Origin of the sequence: Escherichia sp. WS568 (genome assembly GCF_046486085.1) — a bacterium.
GTDB lineage: Bacteria > Pseudomonadota > Gammaproteobacteria > Enterobacterales > Enterobacteriaceae > Escherichia > Escherichia coli.
Genome location: NZ_JBJQMC010000011.1, coordinates 44969 through 68677 on the forward strand (window position 1 = coordinate 44969; position 23709 = coordinate 68677).

25 protein-coding genes and 7 tRNA genes are annotated in these 23709 nt (G+C 50.6%); 17 read left to right on the plus strand and 15 right to left on the minus strand.

Annotated features, from left to right (window positions below):
• Positions 1-6 precede the first annotated feature (6 nt).
• Positions 7-531 (plus strand): thiosulfate sulfurtransferase YgaP, encoded by a 525-nt coding sequence (gene ygaP, locus ACJHWR_RS13850; RefSeq protein ID WP_001229447.1) that lies wholly within the window; start codon positions 7-9, stop codon positions 529-531.
• A gap of 46 nt (positions 532-577) precedes the next feature.
• Here ygaP and stpA read toward each other — a convergent pair whose 3' ends face one another.
• The gene (stpA, locus tag ACJHWR_RS13855; protein ID WP_000115383.1) at positions 578-982 is read right to left on the minus strand and encodes a DNA-binding protein StpA; all 405 of its coding nucleotides are present in this window, start codon (positions 980-982) and stop codon (positions 578-580) included.
• A 667-nt stretch (positions 983-1649) separates the two neighbouring features.
• Here stpA and alaE point away from each other — a divergent pair.
• Positions 1650-2099 carry an L-alanine exporter AlaE gene (alaE, locus tag ACJHWR_RS13860; RefSeq protein WP_000492656.1) on the plus strand — a complete coding sequence of 150 codons (450 nt, stop codon included), beginning with the start codon at positions 1650-1652 and terminating at the stop codon, positions 2097-2099.
• Between the two features lie 36 nt (positions 2100-2135).
• Here the strand turns inward: alaE and ACJHWR_RS13865 are convergent, their stop codons facing one another.
• A complete protein-coding gene (locus tag ACJHWR_RS13865; protein ID WP_000281320.1) occupies positions 2136-2480 on the minus strand; it encodes a DUF2002 family protein in 345 nt (114 codons plus the stop codon).
• A 151-nt stretch (positions 2481-2631) separates the two neighbouring features.
• On the opposite strand from ACJHWR_RS13865, the gene ACJHWR_RS13870 reads away from it, so the two are divergent.
• Positions 2632-2961: a DUF883 domain-containing protein gene (locus ACJHWR_RS13870; RefSeq protein WP_001544040.1), complete on the plus strand. Its 330-nt coding sequence runs from the start codon at positions 2632-2634 to the stop codon at positions 2959-2961.
• Between the two features lie 56 nt (positions 2962-3017).
• On the opposite strand, the gene ACJHWR_RS13875 is transcribed toward ACJHWR_RS13870, so the two are convergent.
• Positions 3018-4352, minus strand: a complete 1335-nt coding sequence (locus ACJHWR_RS13875) for a PLP-dependent aminotransferase family protein (protein ID WP_001138429.1) — start codon at positions 4350-4352, stop codon at positions 3018-3020.
• A gap of 87 nt (positions 4353-4439) precedes the next feature.
• Between ACJHWR_RS13875 and ACJHWR_RS13880 the strand changes: the two genes are divergently transcribed.
• The 14 genes from ACJHWR_RS13880 (at position 4440) to emrB (ending at position 18520) form a co-directional block, all read left to right on the plus strand.
• Positions 4440-4871, plus strand: coding sequence for a carboxymuconolactone decarboxylase family protein (locus ACJHWR_RS13880; RefSeq protein ID WP_000209797.1), 432 nt, complete (start codon positions 4440-4442; stop codon positions 4869-4871).
• A 208-nt stretch (positions 4872-5079) separates the two neighbouring features.
• Positions 5080-5325 (plus strand): glutaredoxin-like protein NrdH, encoded by a 246-nt coding sequence (nrdH, locus tag ACJHWR_RS13885; protein WP_001223227.1) that lies wholly within the window; start codon positions 5080-5082, stop codon positions 5323-5325.
• Positions 5322-5732, plus strand: coding sequence for a class Ib ribonucleoside-diphosphate reductase assembly flavoprotein NrdI (nrdI, locus tag ACJHWR_RS13890; RefSeq protein WP_000080947.1), 411 nt, complete (start codon positions 5322-5324; stop codon positions 5730-5732). The genes nrdH and nrdI overlap by 4 nt, the downstream gene beginning before the upstream one ends.
• Positions 5705-7849 carry a class 1b ribonucleoside-diphosphate reductase subunit alpha gene (gene nrdE, locus ACJHWR_RS13895; protein ID WP_000246578.1) on the plus strand — a complete coding sequence of 715 codons (2145 nt, stop codon included), beginning with the start codon at positions 5705-5707 and terminating at the stop codon, positions 7847-7849. The genes nrdI and nrdE overlap by 28 nt, the downstream gene beginning before the upstream one ends.
• A 9-nt stretch (positions 7850-7858) precedes the next feature.
• The gene (nrdF, locus tag ACJHWR_RS13900; protein WP_000777932.1) at positions 7859-8818 is read left to right on the plus strand and encodes a class 1b ribonucleoside-diphosphate reductase subunit beta; all 960 of its coding nucleotides are present in this window, start codon (positions 7859-7861) and stop codon (positions 8816-8818) included.
• Positions 8819-9173: 355 nt separating this feature from the next.
• A complete protein-coding gene (gene proV, locus ACJHWR_RS13905) occupies positions 9174-10376 on the plus strand; it encodes a glycine betaine/L-proline ABC transporter ATP-binding protein ProV (RefSeq protein ID WP_000985504.1) in 1203 nt (400 codons plus the stop codon).
• A complete protein-coding gene (gene proW / locus ACJHWR_RS13910) occupies positions 10369-11433 on the plus strand; it encodes a glycine betaine/L-proline ABC transporter permease ProW (protein ID WP_000774972.1) in 1065 nt (354 codons plus the stop codon). The genes proV and proW overlap by 8 nt, the downstream gene beginning before the upstream one ends.
• A 57-nt stretch (positions 11434-11490) precedes the next feature.
• Complete coding sequence (gene proX, locus ACJHWR_RS13915) at positions 11491-12483, plus strand: glycine betaine/L-proline ABC transporter substrate-binding protein ProX (protein ID WP_001216531.1); 993 nt, start codon at positions 11491-11493, stop codon at positions 12481-12483.
• A 191-nt stretch (positions 12484-12674) separates the two neighbouring features.
• The gene (locus ACJHWR_RS13920) at positions 12675-13859 is read left to right on the plus strand and encodes an MFS transporter (protein WP_000165717.1); all 1185 of its coding nucleotides are present in this window, start codon (positions 12675-12677) and stop codon (positions 13857-13859) included.
• Positions 13860-13982: 123 nt separating this feature from the next.
• Positions 13983-14720, plus strand: a complete 738-nt coding sequence (ygaZ, locus tag ACJHWR_RS13925; RefSeq protein ID WP_000445658.1) for an L-valine exporter subunit YgaZ — start codon at positions 13983-13985, stop codon at positions 14718-14720.
• Complete coding sequence (gene ygaH, locus ACJHWR_RS13930; RefSeq protein WP_000119745.1) at positions 14710-15045, plus strand: L-valine transporter subunit YgaH; 336 nt, start codon at positions 14710-14712, stop codon at positions 15043-15045. The genes ygaZ and ygaH overlap by 11 nt, the downstream gene beginning before the upstream one ends.
• A 90-nt stretch (positions 15046-15135) precedes the next feature.
• Positions 15136-15666: a multidrug efflux transporter EmrAB transcriptional repressor EmrR gene (gene emrR / locus ACJHWR_RS13935; RefSeq protein WP_000378442.1), complete on the plus strand. Its 531-nt coding sequence runs from the start codon at positions 15136-15138 to the stop codon at positions 15664-15666.
• A 126-nt stretch (positions 15667-15792) separates the two neighbouring features.
• The gene (gene emrA / locus ACJHWR_RS13940) at positions 15793-16965 is read left to right on the plus strand and encodes a multidrug efflux MFS transporter periplasmic adaptor subunit EmrA (protein ID WP_001295175.1); all 1173 of its coding nucleotides are present in this window, start codon (positions 15793-15795) and stop codon (positions 16963-16965) included.
• Positions 16966-16981: 16 nt separating this feature from the next.
• Entirely contained in the window at positions 16982-18520 is a 1539-nt protein-coding gene (gene emrB / locus ACJHWR_RS13945) for a multidrug efflux MFS transporter permease subunit EmrB (protein WP_001296316.1), read from the plus strand.
• A 63-nt stretch (positions 18521-18583) separates the two neighbouring features.
• Here the strand turns inward: emrB and luxS are convergent, their stop codons facing one another.
• The 12 genes from luxS to csrA form a co-directional block, all read right to left on the minus strand.
• Complete coding sequence (luxS, locus tag ACJHWR_RS13950) at positions 18584-19099, minus strand: S-ribosylhomocysteine lyase (RefSeq protein WP_001130208.1); 516 nt, start codon at positions 19097-19099, stop codon at positions 18584-18586.
• A 149-nt stretch (positions 19100-19248) separates the two neighbouring features.
• A complete protein-coding gene (gene gshA, locus ACJHWR_RS13955) occupies positions 19249-20805 on the minus strand; it encodes a glutamate--cysteine ligase (RefSeq protein WP_000611781.1) in 1557 nt (518 codons plus the stop codon).
• 72 nt (positions 20806-20877) lie between these two features.
• Positions 20878-21306 (minus strand): YqaA family protein, encoded by a 429-nt coding sequence (locus ACJHWR_RS13960; RefSeq protein ID WP_001287454.1) that lies wholly within the window; start codon positions 21304-21306, stop codon positions 20878-20880.
• Positions 21303-21869 (minus strand): fructose-1-phosphate/6-phosphogluconate phosphatase, encoded by a 567-nt coding sequence (yqaB, locus tag ACJHWR_RS13965; protein ID WP_000273309.1) that lies wholly within the window; start codon positions 21867-21869, stop codon positions 21303-21305. Before yqaB ends, ACJHWR_RS13960 begins: the two co-directional genes overlap by 4 nt.
• Before the next feature lie 279 nt (positions 21870-22148).
• A tRNA-Arg gene (locus tag ACJHWR_RS13970) sits at positions 22149-22225 on the minus strand.
• Positions 22226-22288: 63 nt separating this feature from the next.
• Positions 22289-22365, minus strand: a tRNA-Arg gene (locus ACJHWR_RS13975).
• 62 nt (positions 22366-22427) lie between these two features.
• Positions 22428-22504, minus strand: a tRNA-Arg gene (locus ACJHWR_RS13980).
• A 64-nt stretch (positions 22505-22568) separates the two neighbouring features.
• A tRNA-Arg gene (locus ACJHWR_RS13985) sits at positions 22569-22645 on the minus strand.
• 62 nt (positions 22646-22707) lie between these two features.
• Positions 22708-22784 (minus strand) — tRNA-Arg (locus ACJHWR_RS13990).
• Positions 22785-22848: 64 nt separating this feature from the next.
• A tRNA-Arg gene (locus ACJHWR_RS13995) sits at positions 22849-22925 on the minus strand.
• A 3-nt stretch (positions 22926-22928) separates the two neighbouring features.
• A tRNA-Ser gene (locus ACJHWR_RS14000) sits at positions 22929-23021 on the minus strand.
• Between the two features lie 315 nt (positions 23022-23336).
• Positions 23337-23522, minus strand: coding sequence for a carbon storage regulator CsrA (csrA, locus tag ACJHWR_RS14005; protein WP_000906486.1), 186 nt, complete (start codon positions 23520-23522; stop codon positions 23337-23339).
• Between the last annotated feature and the right edge of the window lie 187 nt (positions 23523-23709).

A 23709-nucleotide genomic window follows, 5' to 3' on the forward strand; every position in this document is an offset into this window, starting at 1 on the left:
GTCACTATGGCTTTGACAACCATTTCGCCGCATGATGCACAAGAATTAATCGCACGCGGCGCAAAGTTAATCGATATTCGTGACGCTGATGAATATCTTCGTGAACATATTCCTGAAGCAGATCTGGCTCCATTATCCGTGCTGGAACAGTCAGGTCTTCCGGCTAAATTACGTCGCGAGCAAATTATATTCCACTGCCAGGCAGGTAAACGCACCAGTAATAACGCCGATAAATTAGCAGCGATTGCCGCCCCCGCAGAAATCTTTTTACTCGAAGATGGGATTGATGGCTGGAAAAAAGCAGGATTACTAGTAGCGGTAAATAAATCTCAACCCTTGCCGTTAATGCGCCAGGTGCAGATCGCTGCGGGTGGTTTAATATTAATCGGCGTTATACTGGGTTATACCGTAAATAGCGGTTTCTTCTTATTAAGCGGCTTTGTTGGTGCCGGGTTACTGTTTGCAGGAATTAGCGGTTTTTGTGGGATGGCAAGGTTGTTAGATAAGATGCCGTGGAACCAACGAGCTTGAGAAGCGACGCCGGACGCGCCATAGCGGCGGCATCCGGCCTCAGTAATTAGATCAGGAAATCGTCGAGAGATTTACCTTCTGCCAGCGCCTGAGCGATTGGCTTCGGTGTACGGCCCTGACCGGTCCAGGTTTTAGTTTCACCGTTAACATCGGTGAATTTATATTTCGCCGGACGCGGCTGGCGTTTTTTACCAGCGCGTGGGGCGGCCGCGGAGCTATTACCCAATAACTCTTCCGGGTTAATTCCGTCAGCTTTCATCAGCTCCAGCCAGGTGCTAATTTTTTCCTGGCGCTCTGCCAGTTCACGCTGCTGCTGTTCTTCTTCTTCACGTCTTTCTTTAGTGACAACCCTGAATTTTTCGAGCATTTCTTCAAGAACGTCAATGGAGAATTCGCGAGCCATCGCACGGAGGGTGCGAATGTTATTTAAACTTTGTAACATTACGGACATAATAAAGAAAACCTTTTAACGCCAAAACAAAAAAGTATTTCGTCGCGTAGTGTAAGCGATCACTTATTATATTTCCACAAAATTTAATCTATTTACAGTCCTGCGCGAGATTATTTCAGCTGTTATTTTCTGAAACTCTCAGAATAATTTCAAGATTATATATTAGCCATTTTGATGAGTAATTTCGGTTATTTGTGAGCAGAGCGGCGCTCTCTGCTCGCTAATTCCGCAAGCCTGACAAAACAAAAATGAATAAAAATGCAATTTAACCGAATAAATGGAAACACCCCTCACTGGTGCTTTCTGCTGTCAATGTACATTTTCTGGCATAAAAAATGCTGAAAATGACCCGGTCACGACATACACCGAATTCTCTACGCTTATAGCGTTACCTCACCCCCAAACCTTCATGAGTGATAATAAAGGTAAACACATATCCAATTGATTTAATTAAAAATAAATCATATCGGCATGTAAAAATCCACAATGTACAAAAAACGCGCTGTTACGGAATATTTTATCTACAAAAACAGATTAAATAAAAATTTTTCACTAATTGATTAGTCATAGCCAGCGATATACGCTATGCGAAAATGCAGATGGCAATGAGATCCACTGCTTTCATCTCCATTAACATCCCATTACGCTTTTATTAAGGAGCATTAGCATGTTCTCACCGCAGTCACGCTTGCGTCATGCAGTTGCAGATACGTTCGCGATGGTTGTTTACTGTTCTGTCGTGAACATGTGTATTGAAGTTTTCCTCTCCGGAATGAGCTTCGAACAGTCTTTTTATTCCAGATTGGTAGCGATTCCGGTGAACATCTTAATTGCATGGCCATACGGTATGTACCGCGATCTGTTTATGCGCGCGGCACGCAAAGTTAGCCCGTCGGGCTGGATAAAAAATCTGGCGGATATCCTGGCTTATGTGACGTTCCAGTCACCGGTGTATGTGGCGATCTTGTTAGTGGTGGGCGCAGACTGGCATCAGATTATGGCGGCAGTCAGTTCAAACATCGTTGTTTCGATGTTGATGGGGGCGGTTTATGGCTACTTCCTCGATTATTGCCGCCGACTGTTTAAAGTCAGCCGTTACCAGCAGGTAAAAGCCTGACCCTTCTTTTCGCGACTGGCATCGCCAGTCGCGTCTTTAACTGGCTTCGCCAAATAAACCATTCAAATAACGTTCAAGCGCAACACGCGAACTAAAGCCATGCGGGATACCGTAATGCTCATGACGTTCACCCGCTAAATAGAGCGGAAATTGCTGGTAATGATCGCAAGTTTTAATATCGGAAGCGGGTTCAGCCAGTGTTGAACTACGTTCTTTTAATGTTGGATGAATCACCAGGGCGGTACGTCCCATTCGCGCTTCGCGATTAACATAGACATAATTTTCCCCACGGCGGTAACCATACGCTTTCTGGGTTACCACATCGACAGTAAAACCGACTTTTTCAAGTACGCGCGCCACCTCGTCTGGTCGTAAATACATATTTGATCCTCGTTATTATCAACCGCGGGCCTACCTTACCTGATTGCGCATTCACAACGCTTTCAGAAAAGTCCATAAAGCCGCGATGAACCTCAGTTAAGAAAATTATGGTCTACACTGAAAATTACATCGAATTCTAATGGGGGATCATATGTTTAACCGACCGAACCGCAACGACGTTGATGATGGCGTGCAAGATATCCAGAATGATGTCAATCAATTAGCTGACAGTCTCGAATCTGTATTGAAGTCCTGGTGCAGCGACGCCAAAGGGGAAGCCGAAGCCGCTCGTAGTAAAGCGCAGGCTCTACTGAAAGAAACCAGGGCGCGGATGCATGGTCGTACTCGCGTCCAGCAAGCCGCGCGCGATGCCGTTGGCTGCGCGGATTCTTTTGTTCGTGAAAGACCCTGGTGTAGTGTGGGTACAGCGGCAGCGGTGGGTATTTTTATCGGCGCACTGTTAAGCATGCGCAAATCGTAATGCAAAAATGATAATAAATACGCGTCTTTGACCCCGAAGCCTGGCTTCGGGGTTTTTTAGCTTAAGGCTTTACGTAATTGTTGTGCTACCTGTCGCGCCATACCTTCGTTAACGATATTAGTAAACGAAAGCAGTAATCCACCTTCCCCACTTGAACGGATACGCCAGTCGCTAAGTGCCTGCACCGCAAGGCCTGCAGCATTGGCTTTACGCGCATGGGCAATATCATCGCCTATCATTCTGATCACCATCTGGATACCACCTTTCTGCGGCACAACCTGAAATCCTTGCTGCGTCAACGCTTGCTCAATCCATTGCCGACGTTGAGCATAATGCTGACGCATTTTCTTCAGATGCCGCCAGAAATGCCCCTCGCGAAGAAAGTCTGCCAGTGTGTTCTGCCATAGAACAGGTACCGCACATGGAGCCAGTGACGCCTGGTGGCGGAATTGTGCAATTTGCTTCACCGGCACCACCAGCCACGCACAGCGCAATGCAGGAAATAGCGCTTTGCTGAATGTTCCGGCATAAATTACCCGCTGCGGTGCGTCGAGACTTTTCAACGCCGGTAACGGCTTACCGTGATAGCGAAACTCACTGTCATAATCATCTTCAATAATCCATGCCTGACTACGATCTGCCCATTCCAGTATCTGATGCCTGCGCGCTAAAGAGAGCGCCACACCCAGCGGACTTTGGTGTGCTGGTGTTATCAGGGCAAAACGCGCATCAGGATAATTTTGTATTCCGCTTGTGATATCCAGTCCATTGTCATCAACCGGCACAGGCAAAATTTCCACATCATGGCGAGTGACAATCGGGCGAATCAGTGGAAAGCCGGGATCTTCTATCCACATCCCGTTTCCCGGTTTCGCCAGCGCGTGCAGAATTAAAGCTATTGAGGCCGCATAACCGTGAGTGATAAAGACCTGCTCTGGCTGACAATCAATCCCACGTGAAACGCGTAAGTAATCAACTATTGCCTCGCGCAACGCCGCCTCACCGCAGACATCGCCTAACGCCAAATCAAAGCGCGTCTGGGTACGAAGGCGACGCCCCATCACCCGCGCCCACAGCTCTCGCGGAAAGAGATCGAGTGCGGGTAATCCCATTTGAAATGGCAACGGTTGCTGACTTTCACCGGCAAAAGCTACAACTTGTACAGTAGATTGTTGCGGATATATCCGCTCACTGACAAATGTGCCAGCCTGTCCCCGCCTGATCAGCCATCCTTGCGCCACCAGCTCAGCATACGCATTTTCGACAGTGGATCGAGACACCCCCAGCTCCTGCGACCAGGTACGACTTGAAGGCAGCCTTGCGCCGGGTTTCAGTTCCCCTTGCTCAATAGCCGTTTTTAACTGACGGGCGATATCCTGATAGCGCGGCATATGGTCTGCTTTTTTAGGTAATTTATGGCTCTCTTTAGCAGTCCATTATAGTGCTACATTGCGGGCGTTAATAAGAGGAGAAACTGTATGACTACATTACGTCAGCCTTACTACGAACTTAGCCCGGCAGTGTATAACGCACTAGTGCAGGCCAAAACGGCACTGGAAAATAGCACACTGGATACCACGTTGATGGAGTTAGTTTATTTGCGCGTCTCGCAAATCAACGGCTGCGCATTTTGTCTGGAGATGCACAGCAAAGCATTGCGCAAATCCGGCGTGCCACAGCACAAACTGGACGCCCTGGCAGGTTGGCGCGTAAGCCATCATTTTGATGAACGCGAGCGGGCGGCGCTGGCATGGGCGGAATCGGTAACCGAAATTGCCAGAACCCATGCGGAAGACGAGGTTTATCAGCCTTTGCTTGAGCATTTCAGCGCAGCAGAGATCAGCGACTTAACGTTTGCCATCGGGCTGATGAATTGTTTTAACCGTCTGGCCGTTTCCATGCGGATGTAACTTCTTGATGCCGGGTATTCGCCCGGCAAAAAAACACAAAATCCCCTACCCCGTTGAGCCATTCATCGGTGGCGTAATCAATCTAAAATTCCCATATCTTGTGTGGTTGAATCTTTTTTCAACTACATCTAGTATCTCTGTATCAACAGAGAGACAACCCGACGCGTATCATCGCGCCGTATCTTCATTTTAAACGGAAATACGAATCATGCGCATTACTATTTACACTCGTAACGATTGCGTTCAGTGCCACGCCACCAAACGGGCGATGGAAAACCGGGGCTTTGATTTTGAAATGATTAATGTCGATCGCGTTCCTGAAGCGGCAGAAGCGCTGCGTGCTCAGGGCTTTCGTCAGTTGCCGGTTGTGATTGCAGGCGATCTTAGCTGGTCTGGTTTCCGCCCGGACATGATCAATCGTCTGCATCCAGCGCCACACGCGGCCAGTGCATGAGCCAGCTCGTCTACTTTTCCAGCAGCTCCGAAAATACGCAGCGTTTTATCGAACGTTTAGGGCTGCCCGCGGTGCGCATCCCGCTCAATGAGCGGGAACGGATTCAGGTAGACGAGCCTTACATCCTGATCGTGCCCTCTTACGGCGGCGGCGGTACGGCTGGCGCGGTGCCACGACAGGTCATTCGCTTTTTAAACGACGAGCATAACCGGGCGTTGCTGCGCGGCGTTATTGCTTCGGGTAATCGCAACTTTGGTGAGGCATATGGCCGCGCCGGAGATGTGATTGCCCGGAAATGCGGCGTGCCGTGGCTGTACCGCTTTGAACTCATGGGTACGCAAAGCGATATCGAAAACGTTCGTAAAGGAGTAACCGAATTTTGGCAACGACAACCGCAGAACGCCTGACGCAGGAAACGATGGATTATCACGCTCTGAATGCGATGCTTAACCTTTACGATAGCGCAGGTCGCATTCAGTTCGATAAAGATCGCCAGGCAGTAGACGCCTTTATGACAACGCATGTGCGTCCGAACAGTGTGGCCTTCAGTAGCCAGCAGCAGCGCCTGAACTGGCTGGTTAACGAAGGTTACTATGATGAAAGCGTCCTTAATCGCTACTCTCGCGATTTTGTCATTACGCTGTTTGCCCACGCGCACGCCAGCGGTTTTCGTTTCCAGACATTCCTCGGAGCATGGAAGTTTTACACCAGCTATACGTTGAAGACATTCGACGGTAAGCGTTATCTGGAAGATTTTGCCGATCGCGTCACGATGGTGGCGCTGACGCTGGCACAAGGCGATGAAACACTAGCGACGCAGCTCACTGATGAGATGCTGTCAGGACGCTTTCAGCCAGCCACGCCAACATTCCTCAACTGCGGTAAGCAGCAGCGCGGCGAACTGGTTTCCTGTTTTCTGCTGCGTATTGAAGACAATATGGAGTCGATTGGCCGGGCAGTAAATTCCGCACTACAACTGTCGAAACGCGGCGGCGGCGTAGCATTTTTGCTGTCGAATCTGCGGGAAGCGGGCGCGCCAATTAAACGTATTGAAAATCAATCTTCTGGCGTGATTCCGGTGATGAAAATGCTGGAAGACGCATTTTCCTATGCCAACCAACTCGGCGCGCGTCAGGGGGCTGGGGCAGTCTATTTACATGCTCATCATCCCGATATTCTGCGTTTTCTCGATACAAAACGGGAAAATGCCGACGAAAAAATCCGCATTAAAACACTGTCGCTGGGCGTGGTGATCCCGGATATCACTTTCCATCTGGCGAAAGAGAATGCGCAGATGGCGCTGTTTTCGCCCTATGACGTTGAGCGGGTTTATGGCAAGCCGTTTGCCGATGTCGCCATCAGTGAACACTATGACGAACTGGTTGCCGATGAACGCATTCGCAAAAAATACCTCAACGCCCGTGATTTCTTCCAGCGACTGGCAGAGATCCAGTTTGAGTCTGGCTATCCGTACATCATGTATGAAGACACGGTTAACCGTGCTAACCCTATCGCCGGGCGCATAAATATGAGCAATCTCTGCTCAGAAATTTTGCAGGTTAACAGCGCCTCAGATTATGACGAGAATCTCGACTATGCCCGTACAGGCCATGATATTTCCTGCAATTTAGGTTCGTTGAATATTGCCCACACCATGGATTCCCCCGACTTTGCCCGCACGGTAGAGACTGCCGTACGCGGTTTAACGGCGGTGTCAGATATGAGTCATATCCGCAGTGTGCCGTCCATCGAAGCCGGAAATGCCGCCTCACACGCCATCGGTCTGGGGCAGATGAATTTACACGGTTATCTGGCGCGAGAAGGCATCGCTTATGGTTCGCCGGAAGCACTGGATTTCACCAATCTCTATTTCTATACCATCACCTGGCACGCACTGCGTACCTCGATGTTGCTGGCGCGCGAACGCGGTGAAACCTTCGCCGGGTTCAAACAGTCACGCTATGCCAGTGGTGAATATTTCAGCCAATATCTGCAAAGTAACTGGCAGCCGAAAACGGCGAAAGTTGGCGAACTGTTTGCCCGTAGTGGTGTTACGTTACCTACCCGTGAGATGTGGGCGCAGCTGCGCGACGACGTGATGTGCTATGGCATATACAACCAGAATCTCCAGGCGGTGCCCCCAACCGGTTCTATCTCTTATATCAACCATGCCACGTCGAGTATTCATCCGATTGTGGCGAAAGTAGAGATACGCAAAGAGGGCAAAACAGGACGCGTTTACTACCCTGCCCCGTTTATGACTAACGAAAATCTGGCGCTGTATCAGGACGCTTACGAAATCGGCGCAGAAAAGATCATCGACACCTACGCGGAAGCGACTCGCCATGTCGATCAGGGGCTGTCGCTGACGCTGTTTTTCCCCGATACCGCCACCACTCGCGATATCAACAAAGCGCAGATTTACGCCTGGCGCAAGGGTATCAAAACGCTCTATTACATTCGCCTGCGTCAGATGGCGCTGGAAGGCACTGAAATTGAAGGCTGCGTCTCCTGTGCACTTTAAGGAATATCTATGAAACTCTCTCGTATCAGCGCCATCAACTGGAACAAGATATCTGACGATAAAGATCTGGAGGTGTGGAATCGCCTGACCAGCAATTTCTGGCTACCAGAAAAGGTGCCACTGTCGAACGATATACCTGCATGGCAGACATTAAGTGTCGTAGAACAACAACTAACAATGCGCGTTTTTACTGGCCTGACGCTACTCGACACGCTACAAAATGTTATCGGCGCGCCCTCGCTGATGCCCGATGCACTCACCCCCCATGAAGAGGCGGTATTATCAAATATCAGCTTTATGGAAGCGGTTCATGCCCGCTCTTACAGTTCAATTTTCTCGACGCTGTGCCAGACCAAAGATGTCGATGCCGCCTACGCCTGGAGTGAAGAAAACGCGCCGTTGCAGCGAAAAGCACAGATTATTCAGCAACATTATCGCGGTGATGATCCGCTGAAAAAGAAAATCGCCAGTGTGTTTCTTGAATCTTTTTTGTTCTATTCCGGTTTCTGGCTGCCGATGTATTTTTCCAGCCGCGGAAAGCTAACCAATACCGCAGACCTGATCCGTCTGATTATCCGGGATGAAGCAGTCCACGGTTACTACATCGGCTATAAATATCAGAAAAAACTGGAAAAAATCTCCCTGGCACAACGTGAAGAGTTGAAGAGTTTCGCCTTCGATTTGTTGCTGGAACTCTATGACAACGAGTTGCAATATACCGATGAGCTGTACGCCGAAACCCCGTGGTCTGACGATGTAAAAGCGTTTCTCTGTTACAACGCCAATAAAGCGTTGATGAATCTGGGCTACGAACCGCTATTTCCCGCAGAAATGGCGGAAGTGAATCCGGCAATCCTCGCCGCGCTTTCGCCGAATGCCGATGAAAATCACGATTTCTTTTCCGGTTCAGGCTCTTCATATGTGATGGGAAAAGCGGTCGAAACAGAAGATGAAGACTGGAATTTCTGAGGGGGTTATTTTCAAAAATATCACTACCCGCTGCAGGGAAATAATTCCCGCCAAATAGCTTTATATCACGCAAATAATTTGTGGTGATCTACACTGATACTCTGTTGCATTATTCGCCTGAAACCACAATATTCAGGCGTTTTTTTGCTATCTTTGATAAAAAATATCAACTTTTCTCGATTTGCTCTCAGCCCTTATATCATGGGAAATTCCGGCGATTTGCTCACATCAATATTCATGCCACATTTGCCATCAGGGGTTGCCTCAGATTCTCAGTATGTTAGGGTAGAAAAAAGTGACTATTTCCATTGGGTAATGTATCGACATAAACAAATAACAGGAATCTTTCTATTGCATGGCAATTAAATTAGAAATTAAAAATCTTTATAAAATATTTGGTGAGCATCCACAGCGAGCTTTCAAATATATCGAACAAGGACTTTCAAAAGAACAAATTCTTGAAAAAACTGGGCTATCGCTTGGCGTAAAAGACGCCAGTCTGGCCATTGAAGAAGGCGAGATATTTGTCATCATGGGATTATCCGGTTCGGGTAAATCCACAATGGTACGCCTTCTCAATCGCCTGATTGAACCCACCCGCGGGCAAGTGCTGATTGATGGTGTGGATATTGCCAAAATATCCGACGCCGAACTCCGTGAGGTGCGCAGAAAAAAGATTGCGATGGTATTCCAGTCCTTTGCCTTAATGCCGCATATGACCGTGCTGGACAATACTGCGTTCGGTATGGAACTGGCCGGAATTAATGCCGAAGGACGCCGGGAAAAAGCCCTTGATGCACTGCGTCAGGTCGGGCTGGAAAATTATGCCCACAGCTACCCGGATGAACTCTCTGGCGGGATGCGTCAACGTGTGGGATTAGCCCGCGCGTTAGCGATTAATCCGGATATATTATTAATGGACGAAGCCTTCTCGGCGCTCGATCCATTAATTCGCACCGAGATGCAGGATGAGCTGGTAAAATTACAGGCGAAACATCAGCGCACCATTGTCTTTATTTCCCACGATCTCGATGAAGCTATGCGTATTGGTGACCGAATTGCCATTATGCAAAATGGTGAAGTGGTGCAGGTTGGTACACCGGATGAAATTCTTAATAATCCGGCGAATGATTATGTCCGTACCTTCTTCCGTGGCGTCGATATTAGTCAGGTATTCAGTGCGAAAGATATTGCTCGCCGGACACCGAACGGCTTAATTCGTAAAACCCCCGGCTTCGGCCCGCGTTCGGCACTGAAATTATTGCAGGATGAAGATCGCGAATATGGCTACGTCATCGAACGTGGTAATAAGTTTGTCGGCGCAGTGTCTATCGATTCGCTTAAAACCGCGTTAACGCAGCAGCAAGGTCTTGATGCGGCGCTGATTGATGCGCCGTTAGCGGTCGATGCACAAACGCCTCTTAGCGAGTTGCTCTCTCATGTCGGACAGGCACCCTGTGCGGTGCCCGTGGTCGACGAGGACCAACAGTATGTCGGCATTATTTCGAAAGGAATGCTGCTGCGCGCTTTAGATCGTGAGGGGGTAAATAATGGCTGATCAAAATAATCCGTGGGATACCACGCCAGCGGCGGACAGTGCTGCACAATCCGCAGACGCCTGGGGTACACCGGCGACTGCACCGACTGACGGCGGTGGCGCTGACTGGCTGACCAGTACGCCTGCGCCAAACGTCGAGCATTTTAATATTCTCGATCCGTTCCATAAAACGCTAATCCCGCTCGACAGTTGGGTCACTGAAGGGATCGACTGGGTCGTTACCCATTTTCGTCCCGTCTTTCAGGGCGTGCGCCTTCCGGTTGATTACATCCTCAACGGTTTCCAGCAATTGCTGCTGGGTATGCCCGCGCCGGTGGCGATTATCGTTTTCGCTCTCATCGCCTGGCAGATTTCCGGGGTCGGAATGGGCGTGGCGACGCTGGTTTCGCTGATTGCCATCGGCGCAATCGGTGCCTGGTCGCAGGCCATGGTTACCCTGGCGCTGGTGTTAACCGCCCTGCTGTTCTGTATCGTCATAGGTTTGCCGTTGGGGATCTGGCTGGCGAGAAGTCCGCGAGCGGCGAAAATTATTCGTCCACTGCTTGATGCCATGCAGACCACGCCCGCGTTTGTTTATCTGGTGCCAATCGTCATGCTGTTTGGTATCGGTAACGTGCCGGGCGTGGTGGTGACAATCATCTTTGCGCTGCCGCCGATTATCCGTCTGACGATTCTGGGAATTAACCAGGTTCCGGCGGATCTGATTGAAGCCTCGCGCTCATTCGGTGCCAGCCCGCGCCAGATGCTGTTCAAAGTTCAGTTACCACTGGCGATGCCAACCATTATGGCGGGCGTTAACCAGACGCTGATGCTGGCCCTTTCTATGGTGGTCATCGCCTCGATGATTGCCGTCGGCGGGCTGGGTCAGATGGTACTTCGCGGTATCGGTCGTCTGGATATGGGGCTTGCCACCGTTGGCGGCGTCGGGATTGTGATCCTCGCCATTATCCTCGACCGCCTGACGCAGGCCGTTGGGCGCGACTCACGCAGTCGCGGCAACCGTCGCTGGTACACCACTGGCCCTGTCGGTCTGCTGACCCGCCCATTCATTAAGTAACTCTGCACTTGCCCGGTGACGCCGGGCATTATCACCCTGCCAAAAAAAGGAATAACAATGCGACATAGCGTACTTTTTGCGACAGCGTTTGCCACGCTTATCTCTACACAAACTTTTGCTGCCGATCTGCCGGGCAAAGGCATTACTGTTAATCCAGTTCAGAGTACCATCACTGAAGAAACCTTCCAGACGCTGCTGGTCAGTCGTGCACTGGAGAAATTAGGTTATACCGTCAATAAACCCAGCGAAGTGGATTACAACGTTGGCTACACCTCACTTGCTTCCGGCGATGCAACCTTCACCGCCGTGAACTGGACGCCGCTGCATGACAACATGTATGAAGCTGCCGGTGGCGATAAGAAATTTTATCGTGAAGGAGTATTTGTTAACGGCGCGGCACAGGGTTACCTGATCGATAAGAAAACCGCCGACCAGTATAAAATTACCAACATCGCGCAACTTAAAGATCCGAAGATCGCCAAACTGTTCGATACCAACGGCGACGGTAAAGCGGATTTAACCGGCTGTAACCCAGGCTGGGGCTGCGAAGGTGCGATCAACCACCAGCTTGCCGCGTATGGACTGACCAATACCGTGACGCATAATCAGGGGAACTACGCAGCGATGATGGCTGACACCATCAGTCGTTACAAAGAGGGTAAGCCGGTGTTTTACTACACCTGGACGCCGTACTGGGTGAGTAACGAACTGAAACCGGGGAAAGATGTGGTCTGGTTGCAGGTGCCGTTCTCCGCACTGCCGGGCGATAAAAATGCCGATACCAAACTGCCGAATGGCGCGAATTACGGCTTCCCGGTCAGTACCATGCATATCGTTGCCAACAAAGCCTGGGCTGAGAAAAACCCGGCAGCAGCGAAACTGTTTGCCATTATGCAGTTACCAGTGGCAGATATTAACGCCCAGAACGCCATTATGCATGACGGCAAAGCCTCAGAAGGCGATATTCAGGGCCACGTTGATGGTTGGATCAAAGCCCACCAGCAGCAGTTCGATGGCTGGGTGAATGAAGCGCTGGCAGCGCAGAAGTAATTTTTATTCGGGCGGATAAGGCGTTTTTGCCTCATCCGCCGCTCTGTACACAATGCCTGATGCGACGCTGGTGCGTCTTATCATACCTACAAACCACACCGCACATTTCAACAATCTATCTTTCATCCCATATTCATCAACATCCGCTATTATTGATTTCCAGCTTAATCATCACCTGATGAACAAAAATAATGACTAAACCTAATCATGAGCTTAGCCCGGCACTGATCGTGCTGATGTCTATCGCCACCGGTCTGGCGGTAGCCAGTAACTATTACGCCCAGCCATTACTCGACACCATCGCGCGTAACTTTTCCCTTTCCGCCAGTTCGGCGGGCTTTATTGTTACCGCCGCGCAGTTGGGCTATGCCGCAGGTCTGCTGTTTCTTGTTCCCCTCGGTGATATGTTTGAACGCCGCCGCCTGATTGTCTCGATGACCTTACTGGCAGCGGGCGGTATGTTGATTACCGCCAGCAGTCAGTCGCTGGCGATGATGATCCTCGGTACGGCATTAACCGGTTTATTCTCAGTCGTGGCACAAATTCTGGTTCCGCTGGCAGCGACGCTGGCTTCACCGGACAAACGCGGCAAAGTGGTCGGCACCATTATGAGCGGGCTGCTGTTGGGGATCTTGCTGGCACGGACCGTTGCCGGATTGCTGGCGAGTCTCGGTGGCTGGCGAACTGTCTTTTGGGTCGCTTCGGTATTAATGGCACTGATGGCGCTGGCGTTATGGCGTGGTCTGCCACAAATGAAATCAGAAACCCACCTCAACTACCCACAGTTGCTAGGTTCTGTTTTCAGCATGTTTATCAGCGATAAAATCCTGCGCACCCGCGCGTTGCTGGGCTGCCTGACCTTTGCCAACTTCAGCATTCTCTGGACCTCAATGGCCTTTTTGCTTGCCGCTCCACCTTTTAACTACAGCGATGGCGTAATTGGTCTGTTCGGACTTGCAGGAGCTGCCGGGGCGTTAGGCGCTCGTCCGGCGGGCGGTTTTGCCGATAAGGGCAAATCACACCTCACCACAACTTTCGGCCTGCTGCTGCTGTTACTTTCATGGCTGGCTATCTGGTTTGGACACACTTCTGTACTGGCGCTGGTTATCGGCATCCTGGTGCTGGACCTCACCGTGCAGGGCGTGCATATCACTAACCAGACGGTAATTTATCGAATACACCCTGATGCGCGTAATCGCCTGACCGCAGGTTACATGACCAGCTACTTTATTGGCGGTGCCGCCGGTTCGCTAATTTCAGCCTCAGCCTGGCAACATGGCGGTTGGGCTGGCGTTTGTCTGGCTGGCGCGACGATTGCCCTGGTTAACTTACTGGTCTGGTGGCGAGGTTTTCATCGTCAGGAAGCCGCAAATTAAGCAATCAGCAACCGTTTTCGTGGCTTTACACTTATAAGGGTGTTAAGAAGCCCATCAGTCTGATAAGGTTAAGATATTCATTCAGTCTATTTATAATATTAACAATCGTTAAGCGTACACTCTATGGAAAGCCCTACTCCACAGCCTGCTCCTGGTTCGGCGACCTTCATGGAAGGATGCAAAGACAGTTTACCGATTGTTATTAGTTATATTCCGGTGGCCTTTGCGTTCGGTCTGAATGCGACCCGTCTGGGATTCTCTCCTCTCGAAAGCGTTTTTTTCTCCTGCATCATTTATGCAGGCGCGAGCCAGTTCGTCATTACCGCGATGCTGGCAGCCGGGAGTAGTTTGTGGGTTGCTGCACTGACCGTCATGGCAATGGATGTTCGCCATGTTTTGTATGGCCCGTCACTGCGTAGCCGTATTATTCAGCGTCTGCAAAAATCGAAAACCGCCCTGTGGGCGTTTGGCCTGACGGATGAGGTTTTTGCCGCCGCAACCGCAAAACTGGTACGCAATAATCGCCGCTGGAGCGAAAACTGGATGATCGGCATTGCCTTCAGTTCATGGTCATCGTGGGTATTTGGTACGGTAATAGGGGCATTCTCCGGCAGCGGCTTGCTGCAAGGATATCCCGCCGTTGAAGCAGCATTAGGTTTTATGCTTCCGGCACTCTTTATGAGTTTCCTGCTCGCCTCTTTCCAGCGCAAACAATCTCTTTGCGTTACCGCAGCGTTAGTTGGTGCCCTTGCAGGCGTAACGCTATTTTCTATTCCCGTCGCCATTCTGGCAGGCATTGTCTGTGGCTGCCTCACTGCGTTAATCCAGGCATTCTGGCAAGGAGCGCCCGATGAGCTATGAGGTTCTGCTGCTTGGGTTACTGGTTGGCGCGGCGAATTATTGCTTCCGCTATCTGCCGCTGCGCCTGCGTGTGGGTAATGCCCGCCCAACCAAACGTGGCGCGATAGGCATTTTGCTCGACACCATTGGCATCGCCTCGATATGCGCTCTGCTGGTTGTCTCTACCGCACCAGAAGTGATGCACGATACACGCCGTTTCGTGCCCACGCTGGTCGGCTTCGCGGTACTGGGTGCCAGTTTCTATAAAACACGCAGCATTATCATCCCAACACTGCTTAGTGCGCTGGCCTATGGGCTAGCCTGGAAAGTGATGGCGATTATATAACCCACAAGAATCATTTTTCTAAAACAATACATTTACTTTATTTGTCACTGTCGTTACTATATCGGCTGAAATTAATGAGGTCATACCCAAATGGATAGTTCGTTTACGCCCATTGAACAAATGCTAAAATTTCGCGCCAGCCGCCACGAAGATTTTCCTTATCAGGAGATCCTTCTGACCCGTCTTTGCATGCATATGCAAAGCAAGCTGCTGGAAAACCGCAATAAAATGCTGAAGGCTCAGGGGATTAACGAGACGTTGTTTATGGCGTTGATTACGCTGGAGTCTCAGGAAAACCACAGTATTCAGCCTTCTGAATTGAGTTGTGCTCTTGGATCATCCCGTACCAACGCGACGCGTATTGCCGATGAACTGGAAAAACGCGGTTGGATCGAACGTCGTGAAAGCGATAACGATCGCCGCTGCCTGCATCTGCAATTAACGGAAAAAGGTCACGAGTTTTTGCGCGAGGTTTTACCACCGCAGCATAACTGCCTGCATCAACTCTGGTCCGCGCTCAGCACAACAGAAAAAGATCAGCTCGAGCAAATCACCCGCAAATTGCTCTCCCGTCTCGACCAGATGGAACAAGACGGTGTGGTTCTCGAAGCGATGAGCTAACGCGTCATCTCGCTCAAAAATCCAGATTTATAAAAGAAAAAATGACTGGCCAGCATCGCAACATGCTGGCCTTTTTGGCAAGCAGGTCGGCTCAGCCGATGAGTTAAGAAGATCGTGGAGAACAATATGAGCGCAAATGCGGAGACTCAAACCCCGCAGCAACCGGTAAAGAAGAGCGGCAAACGTAAGCGTCTGCTCCTCCTTCTCACCTTGCTCTTTATAATTATTGCCGTAGCGATAGGGATTTATTGGTTTTTAGTACTGCGTCATTTCGAAGAAACCGATGATGCATACGTGGCAGGGAATCAGATTCAAATTATGTCTCAGGTGTCTGGCAGCGTGACGAAAGTCTGGGCCGATAACACCGATTTTGTAAAAGAAGGCGACGTGCTGGTCACTCTCGACCCGACAGATGCTCGCCAGGCGTTTGAAAAAGCCAAAACTGCACTGGCTTCCAGCGTTCGCCAAACCCACCAGCTGATGATTAACAGCAAACAGTTGCAGGCGAATATTGAGGTGCAAAAAATCGCACTCGCGAAAGCACAAAGCGACTACAACCGCCGTGTGCCGCTGGGCAATGCCAACCTGATTGGTCGCGAAGAGCTGCAACACGCCCGCGACGCCGTTACCAGTGCCCAGGCACAACTGGACGTCGCTATTCAACAATACAATGCAAATCAGGCGATGATTCTGGGGACGAAACTGGAAGATCAGCCTGCCGTGCAACAGGCTGCCACCGAAGTACGTAACGCCTGGCTGGCGCTGGAGCGTACTCGTATTGTCAGTCCGATGACCGGTTATGTCTCCCGCCGCGCGGTACAGCCTGGGGCGCAAATTAGCCCAACGACGCCGCTGATGGCGGTCGTTCCAGCCACCAATATGTGGGTGGATGCCAACTTTAAAGAGACGCAGATTGCCAATATGCGTATCGGTCAACCGGTCACCATCACCACCGATATTTACGGCGATGATGTGAAATACACCGGTAAAGTGGTTGGTCTGGATATGGGCACAGGTAGCGCGTTCTCACTGCTTCCGGCGCAAAACGCCACCGGTAACTGGATCAAAGTCGTTCAGCGTCTGCCTGTTCGTATTGAACTGGACCAGAAACAGCTCGAGCAATACCCGCTGCGTATCGGTTTGTCCACGCTGGTGAGCGTCAATACCACTAACCGTGACGGTCAGGTACTGGCAAATAAAGTACGTTCCACACCGGTAGCGGTAAGCACCGCGCGTGAAATCAGCTTGGCACCTGTCAATAAACTGATCGACGATATCGTAAAAGCTAACGCTGGCTAATCCAGAGGTGCGTGTGATGCAACAGCAAAAACCGCTGGAAGGCGCGCAACTGGTCATTATGACGATTGCGCTGTCACTGGCGACATTCATGCAGGTGCTGGACTCCACCATTGCTAACGTGGCGATCCCCACTATCGCCGGGAATCTGGGCTCATCGCTCAGCCAGGGAACGTGGGTAATCACTTCTTTCGGGGTGGCGAATGCCATCTCGATCCCGCTTACCGGCTGGCTGGCAAAGCGCGTCGGGGAAGTGAAATTGTTCCTCTGGTCAACCATCGCCTTTGCTATTGCGTCGTGGGCGTGTGGTGTCTCCAGCAGCCTGAATATGCTGATCTTCTTCCGCGTGATTCAGGGGATTGTCGCCGGGCCGCTGATCCCGCTTTCGCAAAGTCTATTGCTGAATAACTACCCGCCAGCCAAACGCTCGATCGCGCTGGCGTTGTGGTCGATGACGGTGATTGTTGCGCCAATTTGCGGTCCGATCCTCGGCGGTTATATCAGTGATAATTACCACTGGGGCTGGATATTCTTCATCAACGTGCCGATTGGCGTGGCGGTGGTGTTGATGACACTGCAAACTCTGCGCGGACGTGAAACCCGCACCGAACGGCGGCGGATTGATGCCGTGGGGCTGGCACTGCTGGTTATTGGTATCGGCAGCCTGCAGATTATGCTCGACCGCGGTAAAGAGCTGGACTGGTTCTCATCACAGGAAATTATCATCCTCACCGTGGTGGCGGTGGTGGCTATCTGCTTCCTGATTGTCTGGGAGCTGACCGACGATAACCCGATAGTCGATCTGTCGTTGTTTAAGTCGCGCAACTTCACCATCGGCTGCTTGTGTATCAGCCTCGCGTATATGCTCTACTTCGGCGCGATTGTTCTGCTGCCGCAGTTGTTGCAGGAGGTCTACGGTTACACGGCGACGTGGGCAGGGCTGGCCTCTGCACCGGTAGGGATTATTCCGGTGATCCTGTCGCCGATTATCGGCCGCTTCGCGCATAAACTGGATATGCGCCGACTGGTAACCTTCAGCTTTATTATGTATGCCGTCTGCTTCTACTGGCGTGCCTATACCTTTGAACCGGGTATGGATTTTGGCGCGTCGGCCTGGCCGCAGTTTATCCAGGGTTTTGCGGTGGCCTGCTTCTTTATGCCGCTAACCACCATTACGCTGTCCGGTTTGCCACCGGAACGACTGGCGGCAGCATCGAGCCTCTCCAACTTTACGCGAACGCTGGCGGGGTCTATCGGCACATCGATAACCACGACTATGTGGACCAACCGCGAGTCGCTGCACCATGCGCAGTTGACTGAGTCGGTAAACCCGTTCAACCCGAATGCCCAGGCGATGTACAGTCAACTGGAAGGGCTTGGGATGACGCAACAGCAGGCATCAGGCTGGATTGCCCAGCAGATCACCAATCAGGGGCTGATTATTTCCGCCAATGAGATCTTCTGGATGTCAGCCGGGATATTCCTCGTCTTGCTGGGGCTGGTGTGGTTTGCTAAACCGCCATTTGGCGCAGGTGGCGGCGGAGGCGGTGCGCACTAAGTACAACTAAGCCAGTTCATTTGAACTGGCTTTTTTCAATTAATTGTGAAGATAGTTTACTGACTAGATGTGCAGTTCCTGCAACTTCTCTTTCGGCAGCGCCAGTTCTTCGTTGCTGTTGATGCGCACGTCACGTTCCAGAATGTTACGCGCAATATCCTGCGCTTCCTGCAACGAGTGCATCTGGTAAGTGCCACACTGGTAGACGTTCAGTTCCGGGATCTGATTCTGATCCTGCACTTTCAGCACGTCTTCCATTGCCGCTTTCCAGGCATCAGCGACACGCTGCTCATCTGGCGTACCAATCAGACTCATATAAAAACCGGTGCGGCAGCCCATTGGCGAGATATCGATAATCTCTACGCCATTACCGTTAAGATGGTTACGCATAAAACCAGCAAACAGGTGCTCCAGGGTATGGATCCCTCTTTCTGGCATCACTTCTTTGTTCGGCACGCAGAAGCGCAGATCGAACACGGTGATTGCGTCGCCATGCGGGGTGTTCATTGTTTTCGCCACCCGAACTGCAGGCGCTTCCATCCGGGTATGATCGACTGTGAAGCTATCTAACAACGGCATTTAGCCACCTCCGGTAATTTTTTTAAAAATTTTCTGAACTCTTTCTTCCCAGGCGAGTCTGAGTATATGAAAGACGCGCATTTGTTATCATCATCCCTGAATTCAGAGATGAAATTTTGGCCACTCACGAGTGGCCTTTTTCTTTTCTGTCAGGCGTGTTTTTCCAGCCACACCGCAAACGGTTCGGTATCAGCGGCTTCCATTTCCTGCTGACGGCGTTCAGACGCCTCGCGCTCGGCGACAAAATCCTCTTCGCGCAGAATTTCCAGCGGCTCTTCACGCAGCAGATTACGGTACGCTTCAGCAAACGCTTTGCCTGTTCCGCCAATACCAGTATCAATCATAGACCTTAAGATACGGGCAGAGAAAGTCAGATCGGGATTATCGAAGCAGGCGACCAGTTCATCACACACTTTCTGATACGCTTCGCCGCCGTTAATGCTATCCAGCGTTTGCGCGACGCGTTTCAGATCGCGGAACAGATCTTTACCCACCTGCGGTAACGGGAACTGCGCGGTTTCGCAGCCGATACCCAGCGTCAGGCCCGGTTTGCGACCTTCGAGGATCACCCGGTTCCAGTTAACGCGTGTACAGGCAAGTTCGCTACTGCTCATTTCCGGTGCATCAGCCAGCGCACACCAGACCATAAACAGGTCGAGGAATCGCACCTGCTGTTCATCTACACCAATCGGCGAGAATGGGTTGATGTCCAGCGAACGCACTTCAATATATTCAATGCCGCCACGTAACAGCGCATCAGAAGGCGACTCGCCGCTGCGGGTAACGCGTTTTGGACGAATCGGCGCGTACAGTTCGTTTTCAATCTGCAGCACGTTGCTGTTGATTTGCAGCCTCTTACCATCTTTCTCAATGCCAATCTTCGCGTACTCTTCCGATGGCGTTTTGATTGCCTGTTTAAGGCCCGCTACGTACTCGTAAAGATCGTTGAAGGTAATACCAAGATTGCTTTGCGATTTATTGGTATAGCCGAGATCACTCAAACGAAGAGAGGTCGCATACGGCAGGTAATACATACCGCACTCGGTTTTCTCAAACGGCAGCGATGTTGGTTTTCCTTGCAGGAAAGAAGAACAAATCGCCGGAGACGCGCCAAACAGATAAGGAATGACCCAACCGAAACGATAGTAATTGCGGATAACGCGGAAATAGCCCGCAGAAATTTTCTCTTTGGCATCAGCGCCCGCGATATCACCACACTTCGCTTGCCAGAATGCCATTGGCAAAGAGAAATTGTAGTGCACGCCGGAAATGGTTTGCATCAGCGCGCCGTAGCGATTTTTCAGCCCTTCACGGTACAGCGTTTTAAAGCGTCCAGTGTTAGAAGTGCCGTACTGTGCCAGTTCGATGTCCTGACCTTCTGCGATGTAGCATGGCATACTTAACGGCCACATCCGCTCATCGCCCATATTGCGCGCCGTATAACGATGCAGATCGCGCATAAAGGTCAACATATGTTCAATATCACCATCCACTGGTGTAATGAATTCCAGCAATGCTTCCGCAAAATCGGTAGTAATCCATTTGTGCGTCAGTGCGGAACCTAATGCTTCAGGATGACCTGTTGTTGCCAATGTGCCATCAGCATTAACACGCAAAGTTTCGCGCTCCAGCCCACGCTGTATCCCCTTTAACGCCTGAGGATGTTTTTCCAGCCAGGCCAGCGCCTGTGATACGTCCGGGATCAAATTGACCTCCCGCCTGTCAAAATCGTTTTAATTAGCATAACTGTAATGGTGACCATATGTGCAGGCCTACAATTAGTGCCACCACATCATGCCCTGAACGGTAGCTGCTGCAACTGCAACATAGCGTAACGCTTTACCAAGGCACAAAAAAAAGATTACCGGTCCCCACGAGATGCGCATCCATCCCGCTAACAGACACAGTAAATCGCCAACCACGGGCATCCAGCTTAATAATAGCGTGACTGCACCATAGCGTTTCAGCCAGCCGGTAGCTTTCTCTTGCCAGCGCGATGTTTTACGCAATGGAAAGAAACGCCCAAGGATAACGTTAGTTAACCCTCCAAGGCTATTACCCATTGTTGCTGTTAAAACTAAAACCCAGGGATGACTGATCCCGGAAAGCAACATTGCCACCAGCACGACTTCGGAGTTGCCGGGTAATAGTGTAGCGCTGAGAAAACTACTGGCAAACAACGAGAAAAGCGATAACGCTTCACTCACAGCAAGCGAACATCCACAGCGTCCATGCCTGCTGCACGGGCCGCCTGAATACCGAAATCGGCATCTTCAAAGACCACACACTGTGTCGGTTGCACGCCCATACGCTGCGCGCACAACAAAAATGTGTCTGGCGCGGGTTTATGGTGTTTGACGTGATCGGCAGCGACGACGGCGTCAAAATAACGGCGTAATCCCAGGTGCGCCAGCAATGCCTCAGCGATGGCGCTTTCACTCCCCGTTCCTACAGCCATTGGGCGACGACCATGCCAACTTTTCACCACTTCAACAAGAGGAAGCGGCTCGACACTATCCAGCAGCATACTTCTTACTGCTTCTGTTTTTTCACGCGCTAACGCATGCGGGTCGAGATCGGCCTGATTCAGCTCAATAATTGCCTGAGCAATACGCCAGGTGGGCGAGCCATTAAGCGCAATCATCGCCTGAACATCGTACTGAAGACCGTAGTGCCCTAATACTTCGCGCCACGCTTTACGGTGCGTAGGCTCGGTATCCAGGATGGTGCCATCCATATCAAAAATTAAACCTGCATAACGCTCGTACATGGTCTTCTCGCAAGTCGAAAAATATGACGCTACTTTAGCGTAATTGCTTGATTTTGTCGCTGATGGCGAAGGAGAAGAAAATTCAGGAAATGGATAAAGTAGTTATTTAGAAATGAGATATTTTTGAAGGAAATTTTTTGGAGAAGATGGTGCATCCGGGAGGATGACTCACTGGCGTTCGCCCTTCGGGCCGTTGCTGGCCGGCGTTATCCTCCCTGGTGCCTGCGGTTAATACCGCTACCTCTTCGATATCTTCATTGCTGAAGATTACGGAGAAGATGGTGCATCCGGGAGGATTCGAACCTCCGACCGCTCGGTTCGTAGCCGAGTACTCTATCCAGCTGAGCTACGGATGCATCGGGAAAATTTATTTTATTGCTGATATTGATACCGCTACTAAAGCCATATCAAGTAAGAGATGGTGCATCCGGGAGGATTCGAACCTCCGACCGCTCGGTTCGTAGCCGAGTACTCTATCCAGCTGAGCTACGGATGCATCGGGAAATTTATTTTACTGCTGATATTGATACCGCCACTAAAGCTATATCAAGTAAGAGATGGTGCATCCGGGAGGATTCGAACCTCCGACCGCTCGGTTCGTAGCCGAGTACTCTATCCAGCTGAGCTACGGATGCATCGGGAAACTTACTTTACTGCAGATTTTTTGATACCGCTACTAAAGCCGTATCAAGTAAGAGATGGTGCATCCGGGAGGATTCGAACCTCCGACCGCTCGGTTCGTAGCCGAGTACTCTATCCAGCTGAGCTACGGATGCATCGGGAAATTTATTTTACTGCTGATATTGATACCGCCACTAAAGCTATATCAAGTAAGAGATGGTGCATCCGGGAGGATTCGAACCTCCGACCGCTCGGTTCGTAGCCGAGTACTCTATCCAGCTGAGCTACGGATGCATCGGGAAACTTACTTTACTGCAGATTTTTTGATACCGCTACTAAAGCCGTATCAAGTAAGAGATGGTGCATCCGGGAGGATTCGAACCTCCGACCGCTCGGTTCGTAGCCGAGTACTCTATCCAGCTGAGCTACGGATGCAAATGGCGGTGAGGCGGGGATTCGAACCCCGGATGCAGCTTTTGACCGCATACTCCCTTAGCAGGGGAGCGCCTTCAGCCTCTCGGCCACCTCACCACACGCCTCTTACGAGTGCTTCGAAGAACTTGTTTATCGCTCATCGTCGCTGCGTGGCGCACATATTACTTTCTGAGACTTATAAGTCAAACAATTTTTCCCACACTTTTATCGTTTGCACACTTCACGCTCAATTAGTCTGTAAAAACGTCAAAAAGAGTGTTTTATCAACAGAAAAACGGAGGTCTGACAGATAGCAGTAATGCAAAAAAATGGAGACTTAAGTTGAATGAACGGGAGTAAAGCGAAAAGACAATGGAGTGAAAGAGAAATTTTGAGGGTGCGTCTCACCGATAAAGATGAGACGCGGAAAGATTAGTAACTGGACTGCTGGGATTTTTCAGCCTGGATACGCTGGTAGATCTCTTCACGGTGAACAGAAACTTCCTTCGGGGCATTTACGCCAATACGTACCTGGTTGCCCTTTACCCCTAAAACTGTCACGGTGACCTCATCCCCAATCATGAGGGTCTCACCAACTCGACGAGTCAGAATCAGCATTCTTTGCTCCTTGAAAGATTAAAAGAGTCGGGTCTCTCTGTATCCCGGCATTATCCATCATATAACGCCAAAAAGTAAGCAATGACAAACACATTACATCTAAGCAGTCATGGCATTACATTCTGTTAAACCTAAGTTTAGCCGATATACACAACTTCAACCTGACTTTATCGTTGTCGATAGCGTT

Coding starts and splice junctions, on each gene's coding strand:
- ygaP (WP_001229447.1), top strand. CDS start 7: ATGGCTTTGACAACCATTTCGCCGCATGATGCACAAGAATTAATCGCA.
- stpA (WP_000115383.1), bottom strand. CDS start 982: ATGTCCGTAATGTTACAAAGTTTAAATAACATTCGCACCCTCCGTGCG.
- alaE (WP_000492656.1), top strand. CDS start 1,650: ATGTTCTCACCGCAGTCACGCTTGCGTCATGCAGTTGCAGATACGTTC.
- ACJHWR_RS13865 (WP_000281320.1), bottom strand. CDS start 2,480: ATGTATTTACGACCAGACGAGGTGGCGCGCGTACTTGAAAAAGTCGGT.
- ACJHWR_RS13870 (WP_001544040.1), top strand. CDS start 2,632: ATGTTTAACCGACCGAACCGCAACGACGTTGATGATGGCGTGCAAGAT.
- ACJHWR_RS13875 (WP_001138429.1), bottom strand. CDS start 4,352: ATGCCGCGCTATCAGGATATCGCCCGTCAGTTAAAAACGGCTATTGAG.
- ACJHWR_RS13880 (WP_000209797.1), top strand. CDS start 4,440: ATGACTACATTACGTCAGCCTTACTACGAACTTAGCCCGGCAGTGTAT.
- nrdH (WP_001223227.1), top strand. CDS start 5,080: ATGCGCATTACTATTTACACTCGTAACGATTGCGTTCAGTGCCACGCC.
- nrdI (WP_000080947.1), top strand. CDS start 5,322: ATGAGCCAGCTCGTCTACTTTTCCAGCAGCTCCGAAAATACGCAGCGT.
- nrdF (WP_000777932.1), top strand. CDS start 7,859: ATGAAACTCTCTCGTATCAGCGCCATCAACTGGAACAAGATATCTGAC.
- proV (WP_000985504.1), top strand. CDS start 9,174: ATGGCAATTAAATTAGAAATTAAAAATCTTTATAAAATATTTGGTGAG.
- proW (WP_000774972.1), top strand. CDS start 10,369: ATGGCTGATCAAAATAATCCGTGGGATACCACGCCAGCGGCGGACAGT.
- proX (WP_001216531.1), top strand. CDS start 11,491: ATGCGACATAGCGTACTTTTTGCGACAGCGTTTGCCACGCTTATCTCT.
- ACJHWR_RS13920 (WP_000165717.1), top strand. CDS start 12,675: ATGACTAAACCTAATCATGAGCTTAGCCCGGCACTGATCGTGCTGATG.
- ygaZ (WP_000445658.1), top strand. CDS start 13,983: ATGGAAAGCCCTACTCCACAGCCTGCTCCTGGTTCGGCGACCTTCATG.
- ygaH (WP_000119745.1), top strand. CDS start 14,710: ATGAGCTATGAGGTTCTGCTGCTTGGGTTACTGGTTGGCGCGGCGAAT.
- emrR (WP_000378442.1), top strand. CDS start 15,136: ATGGATAGTTCGTTTACGCCCATTGAACAAATGCTAAAATTTCGCGCC.
- emrA (WP_001295175.1), top strand. CDS start 15,793: ATGAGCGCAAATGCGGAGACTCAAACCCCGCAGCAACCGGTAAAGAAG.
- emrB (WP_001296316.1), top strand. CDS start 16,982: ATGCAACAGCAAAAACCGCTGGAAGGCGCGCAACTGGTCATTATGACG.
- luxS (WP_001130208.1), bottom strand. CDS start 19,099: ATGCCGTTGTTAGATAGCTTCACAGTCGATCATACCCGGATGGAAGCG.
- yqaB (WP_000273309.1), bottom strand. CDS start 21,869: ATGTACGAGCGTTATGCAGGTTTAATTTTTGATATGGATGGCACCATC.
- csrA (WP_000906486.1), bottom strand. CDS start 23,522: ATGCTGATTCTGACTCGTCGAGTTGGTGAGACCCTCATGATTGGGGAT.